This is a genomic window from Enterococcus sp. AZ040 (assembly GCF_050499185.1).
GTDB lineage: Bacteria > Bacillota > Bacilli > Lactobacillales > Enterococcaceae > Enterococcus_D > Enterococcus_D entomosocium.
This window is the reverse complement of record NZ_JBMHEW010000001.1, coordinates 3,482,501-3,502,628: the sequence shown is the minus strand read 5'-3', so window position 1 is coordinate 3,502,628 and position 20,128 is coordinate 3,482,501. Positions and strand designations below refer to the sequence as shown.

The following is a 20,128-nucleotide window of genomic DNA, read 5'->3' as shown; positions in this document are numbered from 1 at the left end:
ATGATGAACGAACTACAACAATACAAAATCCCATTGATTTTTGGAGCAATCGGCCTTGTTCTGGCTGTGTTGTTTGTAACGATCGGTTTTTTCAAAACATTGCTGATTCTACTCCTAACAGGTTTGGGTTTTGCGCTAGGATTGTATCTCCAACGTACCGGTATCATCGACGAATTTTTTAACCAACAATAACGTATTTTATAGGAGGAATTTTTAATGAATAACGATAAAAACGAATTAAACAATGAAAAAAATGTCAGTGCACATCCAGATCCAGTGGTTCCCAACACCAATCATCAAGCCAATGAAAATGCGATTCCAATGACTGAATCACCTGATCCAGTGGTACCAAATGCTGAAAAAGCAGTAGCAGGACAACAAAATGGACCAAAACCAGGGGATCATCCAGCACCAGGAAATCCAGATCCAGCCGGACATCATCCAGCACCGCCAAAACCTGGCCACAACGATTTTGAAGGACCAACCGGGGATGCACCCGTTCATGGTTCATTGACCTATGATGACAAAGTGATCCAAAAAATTATCGGAATTGCATTAGAAAATGTAGATGGCCTGTTGACGGTCGATGGTGGTTTCTTCTCTAATATTGCTGAAAAATTAGTTAATACAGATAATGTGACTGCCGGTATCAATACTGAAGTTGGGAAAAAACAAGTAGCCGTTGATTTAGATATCGTGGTTGAATACGACCGCAACATCCCAGAAATCGCTGAACAAGTCAAAGAAGTCATTCAAAAAGAAGTAACGACAATGACCCAATTAGAAGTGATCGAAGTCAACATCAACGTTGTAGATGTAAAAACGATCGCTGAATACGAAGAGGAACAAGAAACGGTTCAAGACAAAGTATCGTCAGCTGCATCTAAAACCGGCGACTTTGCTTCACGTCAAACCAACAAAGCCAAACATGCGGCTTCCCGCGCGTCTGATCGTATCGAAGAATACAACGAACCTCGCGTGAAATAAAAAAGTTTCATATGAAACAAAAACAAGCATTGATCCTGAGATCAATGCTTGTTTCTTTGAGAAAAAAGCTGACCAGCAGGGTTGGCAGCCTTGCTGGTCAAGGAAAAATGAAAAAAGTTTTTTGGATTGAAATGAGTATAATTTCTATGCCTTAAACCAACCTTAAAGCCCCAGTTAAAAAATGGTAAATTCTCCTAGAAAGCAATCTCTGGCTATTGCATCACACTGCTTTTTGCGTTAAAGTAGGAACTAGTCTGTGAAACATTTTTCTGTTTCACAAAATAGAAAGGATTCGTTATGCTACCTGAAGAATTTCATGAAGAATTACGCAAAAACGGGATCGTTTTAACCGAAGAACAAATGGAAAAATTCGCTGTCTATTTCGAGCGTTTAGTCGAATGGAATCAGAAGATGAATCTAACCGCAATCACGGAAAAATCAGAAGTGTATTTAAAGCATTTCTACGATTCTGTTTCCTTAGCTTTTGAAACCGCCTTTGACCCGAAAAGTCATTTGTGCGATGTCGGTTCAGGTGCTGGCTTTCCAAGTATTCCACTAAAAATCGTGTTTCCTGAATTAGAAGTGACGATCGTCGACTCTTTAAATAAGCGCATCACCTTTTTACAAACTCTTGTGACGGATCTACAATTGGAAAATGTCCACTTGTACCATGACCGTGCAGAAACATTTGGTCAAAACCCGCAATTTCGTGGGCAATTCGATTATGTGACCGCTCGAGCGGTTGCCCGTTTGAATGTGTTAACGGAACTCTGTGTGCCATTGGTGAAAAAAGCAGGCTATTTTTATGCGCTCAAAGCTGCCAAAAGCGAGGAAGAACTGGTTGAAGCCAAACCAGCGATCTCACTCTTAGGCGGCAAATTTATTGAAGAAAAAAGCTTTACCTTACCGGTCAGCGGCGATGAACGCCATCTTTTGATCATTCAAAAGAAAAAAGAAACGCCAAAGAAATACCCCCGCAAACCGGGAATGCCAGCGAAACAACCAATTAAATAGGAGGAAAATCAATGGCCCGTATTATTTCTGTTGCAAACCAAAAAGGCGGCGTAGGCAAAACCACCACAACGGTGAACCTAGGTGCGTCCTTAGCATTTGTCGGCAAAAAAGTGTTACTCGTAGATATTGATGCCCAAGGCAACGCCACAAGCGGTGTCGGCATTCGCAAACCAGATGTGGAACAAGACATCTATGATGTATTAGTCAATGAAACACCGATCGTTGAAGCGATTTTACCTAGCAGCCGAGAAAACTTGGATATCGTTCCAGCGACGATCCAATTAGCTGGTGCGGAAATTGAATTGACCTCCATGATGGCACGGGAATCTCGATTGAAATCGGCTTTGAATGAAATCAAAGAACAATACGATTATATCTTTATCGATTGCCCGCCATCTTTAGGTCATTTGACGATCAATGCCTTTACCGCCAGTGATTCGATTTTGATCCCAGTCCAATGTGAGTACTATGCATTGGAAGGGCTGAGCCAACTATTGAATACCGTGCGTTTAGTACAAAAACATTTTAACCCTGAGTTAGAGATCGAAGGGGTCTTACTGACGATGTATGATGCCCGTACGAACTTAGGCGCGGAAGTCGTGGAAGAAGTCCGCCGCTATTTCCAAGAAAAAGTATACGAAACCATTATTCCGCGGAATATCCGGTTGTCTGAAGCACCTAGTCATGGATTGTCGATCATTGATTATGATCCACGCTCAAAAGGAGCCGAAGTCTATCAGACGTTAGCAAAGGAAGTGTTAGCCCGTGAAGAATAAAGGGAAAGGATTAGGGCGTGGGATCGATGCGTTGTTTCAAGACCTGCAAGGGTTAGAAGAAGTCGATATCAAGACAGAAAAAGTCGTTGAACTGCCTTTAAACGAATTAAGACCCAACCCTTATCAACCGCGAAAAACCTTTGATGAGCTTTCATTACAAGAACTAGCCAATTCGATCCAACATTCGGGGGTCTTTCAACCGATCATCGTGCGGCAATCATCCGTCAAAGGCTATGAGATCATTGCTGGTGAACGCCGGTTTCGAGCATCCAAATTAGCTGGCAAGGAAACGATCCCAGCCATCATCCGCAATTTTGATGAAGAAGCGATGATGCAAGTCGCCGTTTTAGAAAACTTGCAGCGGGAAGATTTAAATCCTTTAGAAGAAGCAGAAGCCTATGACATGCTGATGAAGAACTTGAAATTGACCCAAGCACAAGTCGCTGAACGTTTAGGGAAAAGCCGCCCGTATATCGCCAATTATTTGCGGTTACTGTCCTTGCCGAAACTCGTCAAAGAAATGGTTCAAGATGACCGTTTGTCTATGGGGCAAGCCCGGACATTATTAGGCTTGAAAAACAAAGAACAGATCTTAAAATTAGCCAATCGTTGTGTCAAAGAAAATCTGACAGTCCGCCAATTAGAACAAATGGTCGCTGAGATGAACGACACGAAAAACGAAAAGAAAAAAGTGCCGCGTCTGATTCGGGAAAAACCGTACTATTTACGAGAAAGCGAAGAACGGTTGATGGATAAATTCGGCACGAATGTCGAGATCCGCGAAAAAGAAGGCAAAGGAAAAATCGAGATCGAATACCTGTCACAAAAAGATTTAACCCGTATTTTAGATTTATTGAACATTCAATTTGATGAAGCTTGAGGTGATAAAGATGTATGATCTTGGGGATATTGTCGAAATGAAAAAACCGCATGCCTGCAAAGCCAATCGTTGGGAAATCATCCGCATGGGGGCAGACATCAAAATAAAGTGTACGAATTGCGGCCACATCGTCATGATGACGCGCCGAGAATTTGATAAAAAGATGAAGAAAATCCTAGAAAAAAAAGAGAAAGAGTGAAGTGAAGCATGGCGTTAACTGCCGGAATCGTTGGATTGCCAAATGTGGGCAAATCTACTTTATTTAATGCAATAACCAAAGCAGGAGCAGAAGCCGCAAACTACCCGTTTGCGACGATCGATCCGAATGTAGGAATGGTGGAAGTGCCAGATTGGCGCTTACAGCGTTTAACAGAATTAGTCCGTCCGAAAAAGACGGTCCCAACCACCTTTGAATTTACGGATATTGCCGGAATCGTCCGCGGTGCCAGCAAAGGGGAAGGATTAGGGAACCAATTTTTGAGCCATATCCGCCAAGTGGATGCGATCTGTCATGTCGTTCGTTGTTTCGACGATGACAACATCACCCACGTGGAAGGCCGCGTGGACCCATTAGCTGATATCGACACCATCAATTTGGAGTTGGTTTTAGCGGATTTAGAATCCGTCAACAAGCGCTATACTCGGGTCGCAAAAATTGCCAAAACCAAAGACAAAGATGCAGTTGCGGAACTGGCCGTTCTTGATAAGATCAAACCGGTCTTAGAAGAAGGGATCTCTGCTCGTTCGATCGAATTTACAGATGAAGAACAGCGCATCGTCAAAAGTTTGTTTTTACTAACGACCAAACCAGTCTTATACGTTGCCAACGTAGCAGAAGAAGACGTGGCAGACTATGAAACCAATGACTATGTCAACAAAGTGAAAGAATTTGCAGCAAGCGAAAATGCGGAAGTGATCGTCATCAGTGCTCGTGCTGAAGAAGAGATCGCTGAGCTGGAAGAAGAAGACAAAGCAGAGTTTTTAGAAGCATTAGGAATTGAAGAATCAGGGTTGGATCAATTGATTCGTGCCGCCTATGATTTGCTGGGTCTAGCAACGTACTTTACCGCTGGTGAACAAGAAGTGCGTGCGTGGACGTTCCGTAAAGGCATCAAAGCACCGCAAGCAGCGGGGATCATCCATACGGACTTTGAGCGCGGCTTTATTCGTGCGGAAACTGTTTCCTTTGAAGATCTGAACCAATACGGCACGATGCAAGCGGCCAAAGAAGCCGGTCGGGTACGTTTGGAAGGAAAAGATTATGTCGTGCAAGATGGCGACGTGATGTTGTTCCGTTTTAACGTATAAAGGGCTTTCTTCCCAGTGAATTTGTGGTAAAATGTCCATTGTGAAGAAAACGCAGAAGGGAGAATCAATTCATGGAACCAGAAACTCTGCGAAATTATGTTTCCGAAAATCGTGAATTAGAACAACAATTAACAAAACGAAACCAACAATATATATTTGATTTAAAAAAATCGCTAGAGGCAGCCAACCTTTCTGAAGAAGAAAAAACGATTGCCTTGCATGAGATGCTGCCGGTCTTAGTCAAAGAACAAAAAGGCGGCAAAACGGCCCGCCAATTATTTGGTACAGTGTCTGAACGTACCGAAGCCATCATCAACAAACCCGTTGAGCAAAAAGAATCCGGCCCCTTCTTGATGTGGTTGGATAACACCTTGCTGATTTTAGGGATTTTTGGGTTGATGCTAGGGGTTATGGGAATCTTTACTAGAGGACAAGCACAACCTTATGGCTTATTGACCCTCTTCTTGATGGCGATGCTTGCTGGTTGGGTCTTCTACTTGATGTACAAATACATGTATCAATATGAACGCCCGGGTGCTGATAAGAGCAAACGGCCGAAGATGTGGAAGATCATTTTGATTTTAGTCGCAGCCTTCATGCTATGGATCGTTGTGATCTCGCTTTCTGCGATGATCCAACCACCATTGAATCCACAAGTGGACCCTGTGATCGAAGCCTTGATCGGGGCAGTGGCATTAGCAGCGAAGTACTACTTGAAACGCAAATACAATATCATCAGCAGTCTGTCTGTTCCTAGAGGCTGATGGCTACACGTTGATCGTGCGCCTTCTTTTGTTAAAAAGACCGCACGATCAGCGTGTTTTTTTAGAAAAAATGGCGAATTATGAGATTTGACCAAAGGTTTGAAGAGGATTATTAAGAAAGCTTTCCGAATGGTTGACTTATGAAAAAATCTTTGCTATTTTTTTTAAAATACCTAAAAACTTTAAGGAGTGGTTACAAAAATGTCCAACTGGGAAACCAAATTTGTAAAAAAAGGGTTAACGTTTGATGATGTCTTATTGATTCCGGCAGAAAGTCACGTCTTGCCAAATGACGTGGATATGAAAGTGCAGCTTGCCCCGAATATTACACTAAATATTCCAATCATAAGTGCCAGTATGGATACCGTAACTGATAGTAAAATGGCGATCTCAATGGCGCGTCAAGGCGGACTTGGCGTGATTCACAAAAACATGAGTATCGCCGCGCAAGCAGATGAAGTGCGCAAAGTAAAACGTTCTGAAAGCGGCGTGATCATCGATCCGTTTTTCTTAACACCAAGCCACTTAGTTGCTGATGCAGAACATTTGATGAGCAAGTACCGCATCAGTGGGGTACCGATCGTAGAAACGATGGAGAACCGCAAATTAGTCGGTATCATCACGAACCGCGACATGCGTTTTGTCACGGATTATACGATGCCGATCAATGATGTGATGACCAAAGACCAATTGATCACAGCACCTGTCGGTACTTCGTTGAAAGACGCGGAAAAAATCTTACAACAACACAAGATCGAAAAATTACCGATCGTTGATGAAGCAGGGATCTTAAGCGGGTTGATCACCATCAAAGATATTGAAAAAGTGATCGAATTCCCGAATGCAGCCAAAGACACGCATGGACGCCTATTAGTGGCAGCAGCAGTCGGCGTTACCAGCGATACCTTTGAACGTGCACAAGCATTATTGGATGCAGGCGTGGACGCGATCGTCATTGATACTGCCCATGGACACAGTGCGGGTGTTTTACGCAAAATCTCTGAAATTCGCGCGCATTTCCCAGAAGCGACATTGATTGCTGGAAATGTTGCCACTGCAGAAGGCACGAAAGCATTGTATGATGCTGGTGTCGATGTCGTAAAAGTCGGGATCGGTCCAGGATCGATCTGTACTACTCGGGTGGTAGCCGGTGTCGGAGTTCCTCAATTGACAGCGATCTATGATGCAGCCTCTGTGGCACGTCAATATGGCAAAGCAATCATTGCCGATGGTGGGATCAAGTACTCTGGCGATATCGTCAAAGCTTTAGCAGCTGGCGGACATGCTGTAATGCTCGGTAGCATGTTGGCAGGAACTGACGAATCACCAGGTGAATTTGAAATCTATCAAGGCCGTCGCTTCAAAACGTACCGCGGAATGGGTTCATTGGGGGCAATGGAAAAAGGCTCCAGCGACCGTTACTTCCAAGGGGGCGTAAATGAAGCCAACAAATTGGTTCCAGAAGGCATTGAAGGACGTGTCGCTTATAAAGGCAGCGTTTCTGATATCATCTTCCAAATGATTGGCGGGTTGAAATCAGGGATGGGTTATGTCGGTGCCGGCAATCTACAGCAATTACGTGATGAAGCACAATTCATCCAAATGAGCGGCAACGGACTAAAAGAATCACATCCCCACGATGTTCAAATCACGAAAGAAGCACCAAACTACTCCGTAAAATCATAAAATGTTTCACGTGAAAACCAACGCCCCCTCTGTTCAAAAGTGGACAGAGGGGGCGTTGGTTCTAAAAAAGGGTGCCGATCTTGCCAAAATGGCTGAGATCGGCACCCTTTTCTCTAAAATCGCTGCTGGATGATCAGCAAATCGCTTTAGCAGCAGTTTATTCGTTTGATTTCAATGCATCGATCATGTTGACATGAGTCAGTTTCACATGGGTGACGTACATCACGATGATCGTAAAGAGAATCGTCATGCCGCCGGCTAAAGCATAAGCCGGCCAATTGATCACTAATGGAAAGACCATGTTCTCCATCGAAGCTTGGATCAAAATAAAGTCAGTCAAGAAGTAACCTACCACGTAACCGGCGAGAATCCCAAATAACGTAAAGACGATATTTTCTCGTACGATGTACATAGTCACTTCCTTATTGTAAAACCCTAATACTTTGATAGTAGAAAGCTCGCGAATCCGCTCGGAAACATTGATGTTGGTCAAGTTATACAAGACGACAAAGGCTAATGCCCCTGATAATACAACTAAGATCAAGACAATGGCGTTCAAGTTACCCATCGAATCATCCTGCATTTTAATCTGAGTGGAAAGGAACGTCGTGTTTTTGACTTTGTCGGTATCTAACAAGGCTGTTGATAAAGCTTCCTCTTGTTTTTTCGTCATCGTCTTGCTTTTGACTAAGAACGCATTTGGTTCAAAGGTACTATTGGTGATTTCTTCATAAACGGTCGGCGACAGATAAAGAGAATTGCCTAAATAATTTTCTGCGATGCCACTAATAGGTACTTCATAGGCTTCTTGATCGCTGGTATAGAAGGTCAATGTATCGCCAACGTGCAAATCATATAATTCTGCGTACTTCATAGTCAGCACGGCACCCTCTGTTAATGACAGCTTCTGTCCTGCCGTCGTTTTCAAATGGACATAGTCTGCAAAAGCATCTTGATCTGCCGGAACCATCAAGGTCAGACTTTGTTTTCCTTGGTTAGCCGGTCGAATCTCGATCGTTTCATTGTAGACTAGCATCGAATGGGTCACAAGAGGCTCGTCTGTTAAAACCGTTTCAGCGGCAGCAACGGTTTCTTCCTTCGCATCATTTAAGGTCACGACGGCTTGATAATCCGTAATGGGCCCAAATTGTTTTGCAGTCACGGCACTTAGAGAATCTTTCAACCCAACGCCTGCCACCATCAGTCCCGTACAACCGGCGATGCCAATGATTGCCATGATCATTCGCGATTTGTAGCGGAAGATGTTACGGAAGCTGACTTTTTGATTGAAGCTCAAACGGGACCATAAGGGGGTAATTGCTTCTAATAAAATCCGTTTCCCGGGCTTTGGTGCGCGAACTTGCAGCAGCTGGGCAGGTTTTTCCCGCAATTCTTTGATCAGAACAAACAGACAGGCACCAAGCGTCGCCAGTAAAAAGGCGATTGCGGCCAAAATAATTGGCGACCAGACATAATAGACGCGAATCCCGTCTAAAAGATACCGTTCGCTGGATAGGAAATAGATCAAACGCGGCAACAGTTCGGTTCCTAATACGGCACCACTAATAATGCCAATGGCCGAAGAAAGGAGGGCATAAATCAAATATTTAAGGGAGATCTCGACTTTGCCATAGCCCATCGCTTTTAAGGTACCGATCTCTTTGCGGTTTTCTTCTACCATCCGCGTCAGTGTCGTAAAGGTGATCAACGCAGCGATAAAGAAGAAGAAGACAGGAAACACATTGGCGATCGCTGCGATACGATCAGACAGCCCACCATATTCTTGGAAACCGGGATTGTCTTTGCGCTGGTTGTAAAGATACGTCGGCTCTGCCAAGTCTTCGATCTCTGCCCGTTTTTCTGCCAGTGTTTGTTGGGCATCGGTTAGTTCTTGTTGCTGTTCATCTAATTGGTCTTGCTGCTGTGTCAATTCTGCTTCTCCAGCCGCCAATTGGCCTTCGAGGGCTGCTTGTTGTACGGGCGGCAGCTGTGCCAAGGCGGCTTGCTGTTGTTCTAGTTCCGCTTTGGCCTGATCCAGTTGGGCTTGTCCATCAGCTAACTGTTTTTGTCCATCGCGGACTTCTTTTTCTGCAGGGGCTAATTCATCAAAAGCGTCTTGTTGAATTTCTGCTAAGCGTTCCTTAGGACGGTCCGCAAACAGTTCCTCAATCGTTTCTTGATGGGCTGCCATCTTGTCGGTGTACGTATCGGAGTATGTTTCAAGCCCGGCGACATCATCAAAGGCGAGATAGAGGATCGATTTGACCTCCATCGTGAACTGTTCTTCCGGTACATAAGCAAAGTACGTCACGACACCGCTGCCGACATTTGCATAGCCCCGTTCGGCAGCACTGATATAAATGGGAGAAGTGGCAAACCCAACGATCGTATACTCTTTGTCCGACAGATTATCGGCATCATCGATCGTAAAAGTATCACCTATTTGCCAGCCATAATTTTTTGCTTCGGTGTCCAGCACGATTTCATCGGCTTTTTCTGGCAGTCGGCCGTCCTTCACCAGTAACTGGTTGAGTTCCTGTGAGGGGTCATAGGAGGTCACTTGCACGACTTCATCTGAATTGGCAGCGTAATAAAATTGATAGGCGGCTTCTGTGTGAGCACCGCTTTTTTCCGCGGCATCAATGTCGTCCTTCGTCAATCCCAGTGTTGAAGTGACTTGCAGATCTGCTAATTGCTGGCCGTTGACATATTCACTCGCGGAATGGTTCAGGATCGGGCCGGTCGATTTGACACCGACAAAGAGAAACGTTCCTAAAAAAATGATCAAGGTGATTGCGATAAAGCGGCCTTTTGATTGGCGAATCTCTCGCAAACTTGCTTTAAGATAGGTCTTATTTTTCATCAGATCCTCCTACCAAACGATTTCATCGATCGAGATGGGATGAGGATTCTCTTCAATGGAACGGACAGTGGCATCGTTGATATGGATCACCCGATCGGCGATCGGGGCAATGGCGCTATTATGGGTGATGATCAACACCGTATTGCCATTTTTCCGGCTAGCGTTTTGCAAAAGCTTCAACACTTGTTTTCCTGTTTCAAAGTCCAAAGCACCAGTCGGTTCATCGCATAGCAGCAGTTTCGGGTTTTTGGCTAACGCCCGAGCGATCGATACCCGCTGCTGTTCCCCACCAGAAAGCTGAGAAGGAAAGTTGTTTTTGCGGTTTTCTAACCCGACTTGGGCCAAGACTTCATCAGGATCGAGTGCATTCGGTGAGACTTCAGTAGCCAATTCAATGTTTTCTTTTGCTGTCAGATTTGGGACCAAATTATAAAACTGGAAGACAAACCCAACGTCTGTGCGGCGGTATTCTGTTAATTGTTTGTCGTTAAACTTCGCGATATCGACATTGTCGATAATGATTTCTCCTTCATCTGGCGAGTCCATCCCGCCTAAGATATTCAAAACGGTCGATTTTCCGGCACCACTAGGTCCAAGAATCACCACTAATTCGCCTTCTTCAATGGCAAAGGAAAGATCATTGTTGGCAGTGATAGTGGTTTCGCCCATCTGATAGCGTTTATATTCATTCTTTACTTCAACATAACTCATTAATAAAGCCTCCATTTTTTAAACACGTGTTGATTTAATCACATGGTGTTAGTATACTAAGAAAGAAAAGTAAGAGCAATCCTCAATGCTTGCTTATTTGTCATTAAATAGACAAATATTGATTAAATGTACAGAGAAAAGGGGAAACGATATGGTAGGGACTGTCGGGAACCGTCGAACGATCTACTCGAAAAAAGTGATCCGGCGCGCCTTTCAGGAGTTATTGTTGGAAAAAGAGTATCGCAAAATCACGATCAAAGAGATTGCGGAACGAGCAGATATCAATCGGGGAACATTTTATAAATATTATAAGGACACAGCCGCTTTGTTGGAGGAGATCGAAGGGGAGCTCGTTGAGCAGATCGCATCGAACTTGCAGCAGGAAAATTTGTCATTGGATCTTTGGCTGGAAAAACTATTGACGATTTTGTATGAGAATCCTAGTACCACCCATTTGATTTTGTTGAACAACAGCCATTTGCTGAATCTTTTGTTGTCAGAAATCAAACCGGAGACCTTGAAACGATTTGCCCAATACTTTCAAGATGCTTCCGAGGAAGAATTGGAACTGTGCCTTAGCTTTTTTGTCTGCGGGTCTATCGGTTTGATCGAACGCTGGCTCAAAGATTTTTCAACGATGCCGCCAAAAGCTGTCGCTGATCTATTGATTCAAATTTTTGTGACTAATGTGTATGAAGAAAAGAAGGGCTAAAAAAGAGGGAATGATCCAATAACCAAAAAGGAACGCAGCAAGAGACAATTTGCTGCGTTCCTTTTTCTCTTAATCAACGAGGCGTTCATCGTTCATCCCAAAGTATTGATGCAACGGTTTTTGCCGTGCTTCTAATAATTGATCGACGGTCACGAATTCGTAGCCTTCGTTTTTGAGTGTTTTAATGACTCCCGGTACGGCTTTCACAGATTTCGGGTGGATATCATGGATCAAGATCATGGCACCATTAAAGACATTTTGTTGAACCAAGGCATTGATTTTCTTCGGATCCTTCAATTTCCAGTCTTGAGAATCGATGTCCCATTGAATGATCGGCATGCCGATGGTTTCTGCGCTTTGTTTGTCGATAGCGCCATAAGGGGGCCGTAAATTCCTAGGTAGTAAACCCGTCGCATGGTAAATGGCTTTATTGGTTTTCGTAACTTCTGCCTGCAAATCTTCCGCTGAAAGAGTATTCAGCTGCGGATGAGAGTAAGAATGACTGGCGATCTCGTGCCCGGCTTCTTGGACTTTTTTGGCAGCTTGTGGATATTGCTCAACCATTTGTCCCAGCATAAAGAAGGTCGCTTTGACGTCATTTTCTTGTAAGATGTTCAAAAGATCCATAGTGGAGGTACTGTTGGGTCCATCATCAAAGGTCAATGCCACGTATTTTTTATTGGGGTCAAGACTTGGCAAGGCATTGTTGAGTTGGTCAGCAGCCACGAGATCAGGATCAATGAATGGGGCGATCTCGCTGTAAGACAGGGTAATTTCTGTCGCTTCCGTCTGATTTTTTGGCAATTCGATGGTCAGCTTTTCCGGATCATAAGTAAATTTCGAATCGAAGGTGATCCGCTCCATGGCCAAGACGGCATCGATGATTTTGGCGGGTTCCTTGGCTTGATCCAGCAGTTTCTGCTGAATGACTTGTTGAATACCTAATAAGCTGCCTTCATCAGGAACAAGTTCTTTCAAAGACAATTCGGTTTGCGTCTTCTCTGATACGAAGATCGGTGCATCTGTTAAACGATCAGCATCTTCAAAACGACCGGTTTCTCGATTCCATACATAGCTGTCGGCTTTTAATGAATAGGTAGAGACTTTTGCAGCTACCGTTTGTGCTTGGATACGGGCAACGGTGACGACTTCTTTTTCCGTTTGTTTTTTGCGCAATGACTCAGCGGCTTTTGTCAACCGGTCTTTGATATCTTTGATGGGAAACGCATCGAGGTCTTGCGGGCGGTAGATCAGTTCTTTGTTTGCTCCTTCTGAGAGCACTTCAGGCGTTGTTTTTAACCCATTTTGGCTTTGTTCTGCTTGGATTGATGCCAGTAATTTCTCTGCAGCTGCCTCATATTTTGCTTTGGCCGCAACTTCTTGTTGGTGCAAGGTGTAAAGAACCGAGCCAGCCGTTGCGATCAAAACGATCAATAATAAGGCAAATAAGGAAAAAATTGCTTTCCGATACGGCTTCTTTCTCGAGGGTGGTCCTTTCGGTCTTTCTTCAGCTGATGCTGTTCGTTTTTGATTATTGTTTGGTTTCTTGTGCAAGTCACTCCGACGGGCATAGGTCTTTCGTTCGGGCATTGGTGAAGCTCCCTTCATTCCATCCTAAATTATGCCCACGTTACCATAAGTCACAGGCACTTTCAACGATCATGCCCGGTTTCTGATAGAGGATTAAAAAGACAAAGGGATTTTTCTAATTATTCGCTTAAAAATTACAGCCTTGTTGCGTTGTTTCTCTTGCAAGAAGTGATCAAAGTGGTTAGGGGGATGGAAACCACTCTAGGCTACGTAAACAAGAAAACCCCTAGGCAACAGCTCACGCGGTGTGACTGTTCTCTAGGGGGGTGCTACTGAGGTTACTAAGGCTTAGGCTTTTTCAATTTTTGTCAGTCCGCCCATATAAGGAACCAGAACTTCTGGTACCGTTACACTGCCGTCTTCGTTTTGATAATTTTCAAGCACTGCGGCTACCGTCCGACCGACAGCCAAACCAGAGCCGTTTAGTGTATGCATGTAGTGAATCTTGCCCTCTTGATCACGGTAACGGATCATGGCACGACGTGCTTGGAAGTCTTCACAGTTTGAGCAAGAGCTGATCTCACGATACATCTCTTGGGCAGGGATCCATACTTCTAAATCATAGGTCTTCGCTGCAGAAAAGCCCATATCTCCTGTACACAAGCTAAGCACACGGTAAGGCAAATTGAGTTTTTGCAAAATATCTTCGGCATTAGCCGTCATTTTCTCTAATTCTTCATAAGAATGTTCTGCATCACTGAATTTCACCATTTCGACTTTATTGAATTGGTGCAAGCGAATCAAACCGCGAGTGTCACGGCCAGCGCTGCCGGCTTCTGAACGAAATGATGGGCTCAAGGCAGTGAAGTAGGCAGGGAGCTGTTCTTGTTCTAAGATCTCCCCTTGATAGTAGTTGGTCAAAGGTACTTCCGCAGTCGGGATCAAAGTCAAATCAGTGTCTGCCAATTGGAAAACATCTTCTTTGAACTTCGGAAATTGCCCAGTACCGAACATTGCTTGGCTGTTGACGATATACGGGGTGATCATCTCCGTATACCCATGCTCATAAACATGCTGATCCAACATGAAGTTGTATAAGGCACGTTCCAAACGAGCACCTAAGCCTTTGTAGTAAACAAAACGGCTACCAGAAACTTTGGCACCCCGCTCAAAGTCGAGGATCCCCAAGTCTTCTGCGATCTCCCAATGGGGTTTTGGTTCAAAGGCAAAGGTTTTTGGGTCTGCCCAGCGGCGGACTTCTACATTGTCGTCTTCATCTTTGCCCACCGGAACAGAATCATTCGGCAAGTTCGGCAACGTCGTGGCGATCTCTTTGATGTCTTCATCAATTTGAGCGATCTCTTCATCCAATTGCTTGATTTGGCTGCCGACTTCTTTCATTTGGGCAATTTTATCTGCCGCATCTTCTTTCGCCCGTTTCAAGGCGGCGATCTCACCAGAAACCGCATTACGCAATTTCTTGCGCTCTTCCGTTTGGACTAAGAGTTCTCGGCGACGCTCATCAAGTGTTAAAAAGCGGTCCAACACTTCTTTTTGGACACCTCGTGTTGCGAGTTTGCTTTGTACTTCAGCAAAATTTTGGCGAATCATTTTTACATCTAACATAGTGATACATCCTCCTTTGATTTTTCCATAGAAAAAAGGCCATTCCGATCCCGTATTGCTTGGGACGAAATGACCATTCGCGGTGCCACCCAAGTTCAGCTTGCGCTGCCCTTGCTGCTCGTATCGTGAGCCAACGATTTTTCTTTCGAAAAATACACGTTAAAGAACTGGATTCTATTTTTTCCAACACTGATTTTCACCAACCATCAGCTCTCTATACAGATGAAAAAAATATACTAGGTTCTGTGCCTTGATTATTTTCTCTAGCATACCCAAAAAATGTTGGGTCGTCAACCATAGGTTTGTGTGTTGGATAAGTTGTTGCGTTTCAACGGGAGATGGATAATAAAGGACGTCCATTCCGGCGTTGACTTGGCATAGATATAGCCGCCATGTAAGGCGACGATGCTTTGAGCGATCGCTAGACCTAAGCCAGTTCCTCCTGTTTCTTGAGAGCGGGATTCTTCCACTCGGTAGAAACGGTCGAATAGAGAATCAAGGGCTTGCTTAGGGATCATTTGCCCATTGTTTTTGACTGTTAAGATCGCTTCGGTCCCGACTTTCTCGACTTCCATGCGGATCTTATCGGCGCCTTTGCCGTATTTCAAGGCATTCGAAAGCAAGTTATTGAAGACCCGTACCAGTTTTTCGGTATCGCCATCCATCTCGATGTGTTCCGGACGGGTGTATGTTTCAATCTTGATGCCTTTCCGACTAGCTTCTAATTCAAAGTCCGCCGCCAATTGTTCCACTAGCTGGGCCATGTCAAATTCCATCACATTGATTGGGACGCTAGGCTGGCGCACTTTTGTGTATTCAAACAAATCATCGACAAGGGATTTCATTTGCTTGGCTTTGACATACGCCGTATGGGTATATTTCAGCAATTCTTCTTCTGAATGGTATTGTCGATCTTCAATTAGACCTAAATAGCCGATGATCGAAGTCAACGGTGTTCGAATGTCATGACTGACATTGGTAATCAGCTCATCTTTGGATTGCTCGATCCGCCGTTCATCTTCAATCGCCGCCACCGTACTGTCGACTAAGCCATTGATATTAGAAACGATCCGACTTAAATCGCCCCGTAACTCGAAGGGGATGCGATGATCGTAATTGCCTTCCGCAATAAAATGAAGCTCGCTGATAATGTGACGTAGCTGCATTTGATGGTAGCGACGAATCAAACGCCAATATAAGACGATCACATCTAATAGGAAGAACATCGGTAGAATGAAGTTGCGCCCACTGCGGAAGATATCTGTATTAAAGGCAGATGTGAAAGCATTCTTCGATGCGTAGATGGCATCAACTAAATCTGGTGAATTTTCAACGATTGAGGTCAAGATGACCAAAATAGCGATATTTAATAGAAGTAAAAGAACAATCGTTACAATTCCTTCGGCAAATAACTCACTGATTTCCTTTGAGGTCAGCGTGATCCGTTTCTTTTTTTCGATGGGTGTGTTGCGCTTTTTTTCAGTTGGTTTACTTCGCATCTATTTTGTAGCCGACCCCCCATACTGTTTGGATGACTTTTTCACCATCCGTGGCTTCTTCAATCTTATCTCGTAAGTGACTGACATGGACCATAACTGTTTTGGCAGAAACGACACTTTCTTGTTTCCAAACTCGTTCAAAAATCTCATCGGCGCTAAAGACACGGTTCGGATGCGATGCCAGCAAGTAGAGGATACCGAATTCTAATGCAGTCAATTGAATTTCGTTGCCATCGACGGTTTTTACTTCATGGGAATCGCGATTGATAATAAGGGAGCTTACTTCTAGAATCTCTGGTTGATTTGAAGCAGCCTGCATCTTGGTTCTTCTCAATAGCGATTTTACCCGGGCCATAACTTCTAATGGGTTGAAAGGTTTTGTGACATAATCATCCGCACCGGCGACCAATCCACGAATCTTATCCATATCGGTTGTTTTAGCGGTCAGCATAATAATAGGGATTTGGGATTCTTTTCTCAATTCTTTCACGACTTGCATGCCATCCATTTCTGGCATCATGATATCTAAGATCAATAGTTCGATATCAGAAGTGGTGCGGATCTTGGTCAGTGCTTCTTTTCCATCATATGCTTTGACCGATTCATAACCTTCATTGTGTAAATAAATGCTTAATAGTTCTACGATCTCTTTGTCATCATCTGCTACAAGTATTTTCATACTGGGTCCTCCTAGGAACAATATTCTTTTCTCCATTTTAGCAAATATTCCACAAAATAGATAAAATCATACTTAAATTTATAAGAATGATAGGAATTAAGAAAACACAAAAAGGAAAAAGACGAACGATAGGCAAATAATAACGGAAAAATTCCTTAAAAAAGGCGGAAATCACGGACTAAAAATCACGAATCATCTTTGGAAACGGAGTAACTAGAAACGTTGGTCTATCAATCATTTTATGGTTGACGAATAGCGCAAGTCTTGGTATATTATTACATGTGCCAAATGACTAAACGAATTCGTAAAAAGAATTTAAAAAAGTGGTTGACGCACAGCTCGACAGATGATATTATAACGAAGTCGCAATTTTAAAATAGTTAATCGATGTTGATACATCAACAAAATTAATTAAAAAAAGTTGTTGACAAATAACAAATCATTTGTTATTCTAATGAAGTCGCTGAGACAGCCGCTGCGAAGTTGAAAAACAACGAGCGAAAAAAACTTTTAAAAAAGAGTTGACAATCAAACGTCGCTCTGATATGATATAAAAGTTGCTAACACAGCACTGTAGACCTTTGAAAACTGAACAAAGCAAGCAAACGAACCAATGTGTAGGACGTTTCAATTTATTGAAACAAATACATGCAAGCAATAGCTAGCAAAGTTAATTTTTATGAGCTTAATGACCGTATGGTCATTCAAACAAATCATTATGAGAGTTTGATCCTGGCTCAGGACGAACGCTGGCGGCGTGCCTAATACATGCAAGTCGAACGCTTTTTCTTTCACCGGAGCTTGCTCCACCGAAAGAAAAAGAGTGGCGAACGGGTGAGTAACACGTGGGTAACCTGCCCATCAGAAGGGGATAACACTTGGAAACAGGTGCTAATACCGTATAACACTATTTTCCGCATGGAAGAAAGTTGAAAGGCGCTTTTGCGTCACTGATGGATGGACCCGCGGTGCATTAGCTAGTTGGTGAGGTAACGGCTCACCAAGGCAACGATGCATAGCCGACCTGAGAGGGTGATCGGCCACACTGGGACTGAGACACGGCCCAGACTCCTACGGGAGGCAGCAGTAGGGAATCTTCGGCAATGGACGAAAGTCTGACCGAGCAACGCCGCGTGAGTGAAGAAGGTTTTCGGATCGTAAAACTCTGTTGTTAGAGAAGAACAAGGATGAGAGTAAAACGTTCATCCCTTGACGGTATCTAACCAGAAAGCCACGGCTAACTACGTGCCAGCAGCCGCGGTAATACGTAGGTGGCAAGCGTTGTCCGGATTTATTGGGCGTAAAGCGAGCGCAGGCGGTTTCTTAAGTCTGATGTGAAAGCCCCCGGCTCAACCGGGGAGGGTCATTGGAAACTGGGAGACTTGAGTGCAGAAGAGGAGAGTGGAATTCCATGTGTAGCGGTGAAATGCGTAGATATATGGAGGAACACCAGTGGCGAAGGCGGCTCTCTGGTCTGTAACTGACGCTGAGGCTCGAAAGCGTGGGGAGCGAACAGGATTAGATACCCTGGTAGTCCACGCCGTAAACGATGAGTGCTAAGTGTTGGAGGGTTTCCGCCCTTCAGTGCTGCAGCAAACGCATTAAGCACTCCGCCTGGGGAGTACGACCGCAAGGTTGAAACTCAAAGGAATTGACGGGGGCCCGCACAAGCGGTGGAGCATGTGGTTTAATTCGAAGCAACGCGAAGAACCTTACCAGGTCTTGACATCCTTTGACCACTCTAGAGATAGAGCTTCCCCTTCGGGGGCAAAGTGACAGGTGGTGCATGGTTGTCGTCAGCTCGTGTCGTGAGATGTTGGGTTAAGTCCCGCAACGAGCGCAACCCTTATTGTTAGTTGCCATCATTTAGTTGGGCACTCTAGCGAGACTGCCGGTGACAAACCGGAGGAAGGTGGGGATGACGTCAAATCATCATGCCCCTTATGACCTGGGCTACACACGTGCTACAATGGGAAGTACAACGAGTTGCGAAGTCGCGAGGCTAAGCTAATCTCTTAAAGCTTCTCTCAGTTCGGATTGTAGGCTGCAACTCGCCTACATGAAGCCGGAATCGCTAGTAATCGCGGATCAGCACGCCGCGGTGAATACGTTCCCGGGCCTTGTACACACCGCCCGTCACACCACGAGAGTTTGTAACACCCGAAGTCGGTGAGGTAACCTTTTTGGAGCCAGCCGCCTAAGGTGGGATAGATGATTGGGGTGAAGTCGTAACAAGGTAGCCGTATCGGAAGGTGCGGCTGGATCACCTCCTTTCTAAGGAATATTTCGGAAGACTACACATCGTTTGCCTTTGTTCAGTTTTGAGAGGTCTACTCTCAAACAAATTTGTTCATTGAAAACTGGATATCGAAGAAAAAATCAAAACAAGTAACACACACCGAGTTGAAATGTTAAAAGAGTTTTTTAATAAGTTCAACGCTTATTTTCTTGAGCAACCTTCTATCGCTAGAAGAAGTACTCAAAACCGACCGTAAGGTCAAAGGTTAAGTGAATAAGGGCGCACGGTGGATGCCTTGGCACTAGGAGCCGATGAAGGACGGGACTAACACCGATATGCTTTGGGGAGCTGTAAGTAAGCTATGATCCAGAGATTTCCGAATGGGGAAACCCAGCATCTTTTATAGGATGTTACGTCTGCGTGAATACATAGCGCAGTCGAGGTAGACGCAGAGAACTGAAACATCTAAGTACCTGCAGGAAGAGAAAGAAAATTCGATTCCCTGAGTAGCGGCGAGCGAAACGGGAAAAGCCCAAACCAACAAGCTTGCTTGTTGGGGTTGTAGGACTCCGATATGGTAGTCTATTCAGATAGTCGAAATACTTGGAAAAGTATGTCAAAGAGGGTAAAAACCCCGTAGGCGAAATTTGAATAACACCTAGGAGGATCCTGAGTACGGCGGAACACGAGGAATTCCGTCGGAATCCGGGAGGACCATCTCCCAAGGCTAAATACTCCCTAGTGACCGATAGTGAACCAGTACCGTGAGGGAAAGGTGAAAAGCACCCCGGAAGGGGAGTGAAATAGATCCTGAAACCGTGTGCCTACAACAAGTTAGAGCCCGTTAATGGGTG

17 protein-coding genes, 2 rRNA genes and 1 other annotated feature (1 of these 20 only partly in view) are annotated in these 20,128 nt (G+C 44.4%); of the genes, 13 read left to right on the top strand and 6 right to left on the bottom strand.

From position 1 onward, the window contains the following. The 10 genes from IGK63_RS16135 (at position 1) to guaB (ending at position 7,415) form a co-directional block, all read left to right on the top strand. Positions 1-192, top strand: coding sequence for a DUF2273 domain-containing protein (locus IGK63_RS16135; RefSeq protein ID WP_005226258.1), 192 nt, complete (start codon positions 1-3; stop codon positions 190-192). Positions 193-216: 24 nt separating this feature from the next. Further along, complete coding sequence (locus IGK63_RS16130; RefSeq protein WP_101699580.1) at positions 217-987, top strand: Asp23/Gls24 family envelope stress response protein; 771 nt, start codon at positions 217-219, stop codon at positions 985-987. 11 nt (positions 988-998) lie between these two features. After that, on the top strand, positions 999-1,142 hold the full coding sequence (locus tag IGK63_RS16125; protein ID WP_005232938.1) for a hypothetical protein: 144 nt from the start codon (positions 999-1,001) through the stop codon (positions 1,140-1,142). 142 nt (positions 1,143-1,284) lie between these two features. Beyond that, positions 1,285-2,001 (top strand): 16S rRNA (guanine(527)-N(7))-methyltransferase RsmG, encoded by a 717-nt coding sequence (gene rsmG / locus IGK63_RS16120; RefSeq protein ID WP_016611681.1) that lies wholly within the window; start codon positions 1,285-1,287, stop codon positions 1,999-2,001. A gap of 11 nt (positions 2,002-2,012) precedes the next feature. Beyond that, positions 2,013-2,777 carry a ParA family protein gene (locus IGK63_RS16115; RefSeq protein WP_005226255.1) on the top strand — a complete coding sequence of 255 codons (765 nt, stop codon included), beginning with the start codon at positions 2,013-2,015 and terminating at the stop codon, positions 2,775-2,777. Beyond that, complete coding sequence (locus IGK63_RS16110) at positions 2,767-3,657, top strand: ParB/RepB/Spo0J family partition protein (protein WP_005226254.1); 891 nt, start codon at positions 2,767-2,769, stop codon at positions 3,655-3,657. The genes IGK63_RS16115 and IGK63_RS16110 overlap by 11 nt, the downstream gene beginning before the upstream one ends. Positions 3,658-3,667: 10 nt before the next feature. After that, the gene (locus IGK63_RS16105; protein ID WP_005226253.1) at positions 3,668-3,856 is read left to right on the top strand and encodes a DUF951 domain-containing protein; all 189 of its coding nucleotides are present in this window, start codon (positions 3,668-3,670) and stop codon (positions 3,854-3,856) included. Between the two features lie 8 nt (positions 3,857-3,864). After that, positions 3,865-4,965, top strand: a complete 1,101-nt coding sequence (gene ychF / locus IGK63_RS16100) for a redox-regulated ATPase YchF (RefSeq protein WP_005226252.1) — start codon at positions 3,865-3,867, stop codon at positions 4,963-4,965. A gap of 71 nt (positions 4,966-5,036) precedes the next feature. Beyond that, a complete protein-coding gene (locus tag IGK63_RS16095; RefSeq protein ID WP_005226251.1) occupies positions 5,037-5,729 on the top strand; it encodes a DUF1129 domain-containing protein in 693 nt (230 codons plus the stop codon). 201 nt (positions 5,730-5,930) lie between these two features. Continuing rightward, positions 5,931-7,415: an IMP dehydrogenase gene (guaB, locus tag IGK63_RS16090; RefSeq protein WP_005226250.1), complete on the top strand. Its 1,485-nt coding sequence runs from the start codon at positions 5,931-5,933 to the stop codon at positions 7,413-7,415. Positions 7,416-7,572: 157 nt separating this feature from the next. Here guaB and IGK63_RS16085 read toward each other — a convergent pair whose 3' ends face one another. Next, positions 7,573-10,278, bottom strand: coding sequence for an FtsX-like permease family protein (locus tag IGK63_RS16085; protein ID WP_016611684.1), 2,706 nt, complete (start codon positions 10,276-10,278; stop codon positions 7,573-7,575). A 9-nt stretch (positions 10,279-10,287) separates the two neighbouring features. Continuing rightward, on the bottom strand, positions 10,288-10,989 hold the full coding sequence (locus IGK63_RS16080; protein WP_008376960.1) for an ABC transporter ATP-binding protein: 702 nt from the start codon (positions 10,987-10,989) through the stop codon (positions 10,288-10,290). An 85-nt stretch (positions 10,990-11,074) separates the two neighbouring features. Between IGK63_RS16080 and IGK63_RS16075 the strand changes: the two genes are divergently transcribed. Continuing rightward, complete coding sequence (locus tag IGK63_RS16075; protein ID WP_005232942.1) at positions 11,075-11,701, top strand: TetR/AcrR family transcriptional regulator; 627 nt, start codon at positions 11,075-11,077, stop codon at positions 11,699-11,701. Between the two features lie 69 nt (positions 11,702-11,770). On the opposite strand, the gene IGK63_RS16070 is transcribed toward IGK63_RS16075, so the two are convergent. The 4 genes from IGK63_RS16070 to IGK63_RS16055 all read right to left on the bottom strand — a co-directional run bounded on the left by IGK63_RS16070 (position 11,771) and on the right by IGK63_RS16055 (position 17,035). Next, positions 11,771-13,291, bottom strand: coding sequence for a polysaccharide deacetylase family protein (locus IGK63_RS16070; protein WP_034872098.1), 1,521 nt, complete (start codon positions 13,289-13,291; stop codon positions 11,771-11,773). Between the two features lie 288 nt (positions 13,292-13,579). Next, complete coding sequence (gene serS / locus IGK63_RS16065) at positions 13,580-14,857, bottom strand: serine--tRNA ligase (protein WP_034872099.1); 1,278 nt, start codon at positions 14,855-14,857, stop codon at positions 13,580-13,582. Between the two features lie 57 nt (positions 14,858-14,914). Further along, positions 14,915-15,112: a binding site (T-box leader), on the bottom strand. Positions 15,113-15,147: 35 nt separating this feature from the next. Next, positions 15,148-16,356 (bottom strand): sensor histidine kinase, encoded by a 1,209-nt coding sequence (locus tag IGK63_RS16060; RefSeq protein WP_005232945.1) that lies wholly within the window; start codon positions 16,354-16,356, stop codon positions 15,148-15,150. Continuing rightward, positions 16,346-17,035, bottom strand: coding sequence for a response regulator transcription factor (locus IGK63_RS16055; RefSeq protein ID WP_008376963.1), 690 nt, complete (start codon positions 17,033-17,035; stop codon positions 16,346-16,348). The genes IGK63_RS16060 and IGK63_RS16055 overlap by 11 nt, the downstream gene beginning before the upstream one ends. A 714-nt stretch (positions 17,036-17,749) precedes the next feature. Here IGK63_RS16055 and IGK63_RS16050 point away from each other — a divergent pair. Both IGK63_RS16050 and IGK63_RS16045 read left to right on the top strand, forming a co-directional pair. Beyond that, positions 17,750-19,309: ribosomal RNA gene (locus IGK63_RS16050) — 16S ribosomal RNA — on the top strand. A 228-nt stretch (positions 19,310-19,537) separates the two neighbouring features. Then, positions 19,538-20,128 (top strand): 23S ribosomal RNA (locus IGK63_RS16045) (it continues 2,324 nt past the right edge of the window). The 16S and 23S rRNA genes sit together here, the layout of an rRNA operon.

Coding starts and splice junctions, on each gene's coding strand:
- IGK63_RS16115 (WP_005226255.1), top strand. CDS start 2,013: ATGGCCCGTATTATTTCTGTTGCAAACCAAAAAGGCGGCGTAGGCAAA.
- serS (WP_034872099.1), bottom strand. CDS start 14,857: ATGTTAGATGTAAAAATGATTCGCCAAAATTTTGCTGAAGTACAAAGC.
- IGK63_RS16080 (WP_008376960.1), bottom strand. CDS start 10,989: ATGAGTTATGTTGAAGTAAAGAATGAATATAAACGCTATCAGATGGGC.
- guaB (WP_005226250.1), top strand. CDS start 5,931: ATGTCCAACTGGGAAACCAAATTTGTAAAAAAAGGGTTAACGTTTGAT.
- IGK63_RS16055 (WP_008376963.1), bottom strand. CDS start 17,035: ATGAAAATACTTGTAGCAGATGATGACAAAGAGATCGTAGAACTATTA.
- IGK63_RS16095 (WP_005226251.1), top strand. CDS start 5,037: ATGGAACCAGAAACTCTGCGAAATTATGTTTCCGAAAATCGTGAATTA.
- IGK63_RS16105 (WP_005226253.1), top strand. CDS start 3,668: ATGTATGATCTTGGGGATATTGTCGAAATGAAAAAACCGCATGCCTGC.
- IGK63_RS16060 (WP_005232945.1), bottom strand. CDS start 16,356: ATGCGAAGTAAACCAACTGAAAAAAAGCGCAACACACCCATCGAAAAA.
- IGK63_RS16085 (WP_016611684.1), bottom strand. CDS start 10,278: ATGAAAAATAAGACCTATCTTAAAGCAAGTTTGCGAGAGATTCGCCAA.
- IGK63_RS16135 (WP_005226258.1), top strand. CDS start 1: ATGATGAACGAACTACAACAATACAAAATCCCATTGATTTTTGGAGCA.
- IGK63_RS16075 (WP_005232942.1), top strand. CDS start 11,075: ATGCTTGCTTATTTGTCATTAAATAGACAAATATTGATTAAATGTACA.
- IGK63_RS16070 (WP_034872098.1), bottom strand. CDS start 13,291: ATGCCCGAACGAAAGACCTATGCCCGTCGGAGTGACTTGCACAAGAAA.
- IGK63_RS16130 (WP_101699580.1), top strand. CDS start 217: ATGAATAACGATAAAAACGAATTAAACAATGAAAAAAATGTCAGTGCA.
- IGK63_RS16125 (WP_005232938.1), top strand. CDS start 999: ATGAAACAAAAACAAGCATTGATCCTGAGATCAATGCTTGTTTCTTTG.
- ychF (WP_005226252.1), top strand. CDS start 3,865: ATGGCGTTAACTGCCGGAATCGTTGGATTGCCAAATGTGGGCAAATCT.
- rsmG (WP_016611681.1), top strand. CDS start 1,285: ATGCTACCTGAAGAATTTCATGAAGAATTACGCAAAAACGGGATCGTT.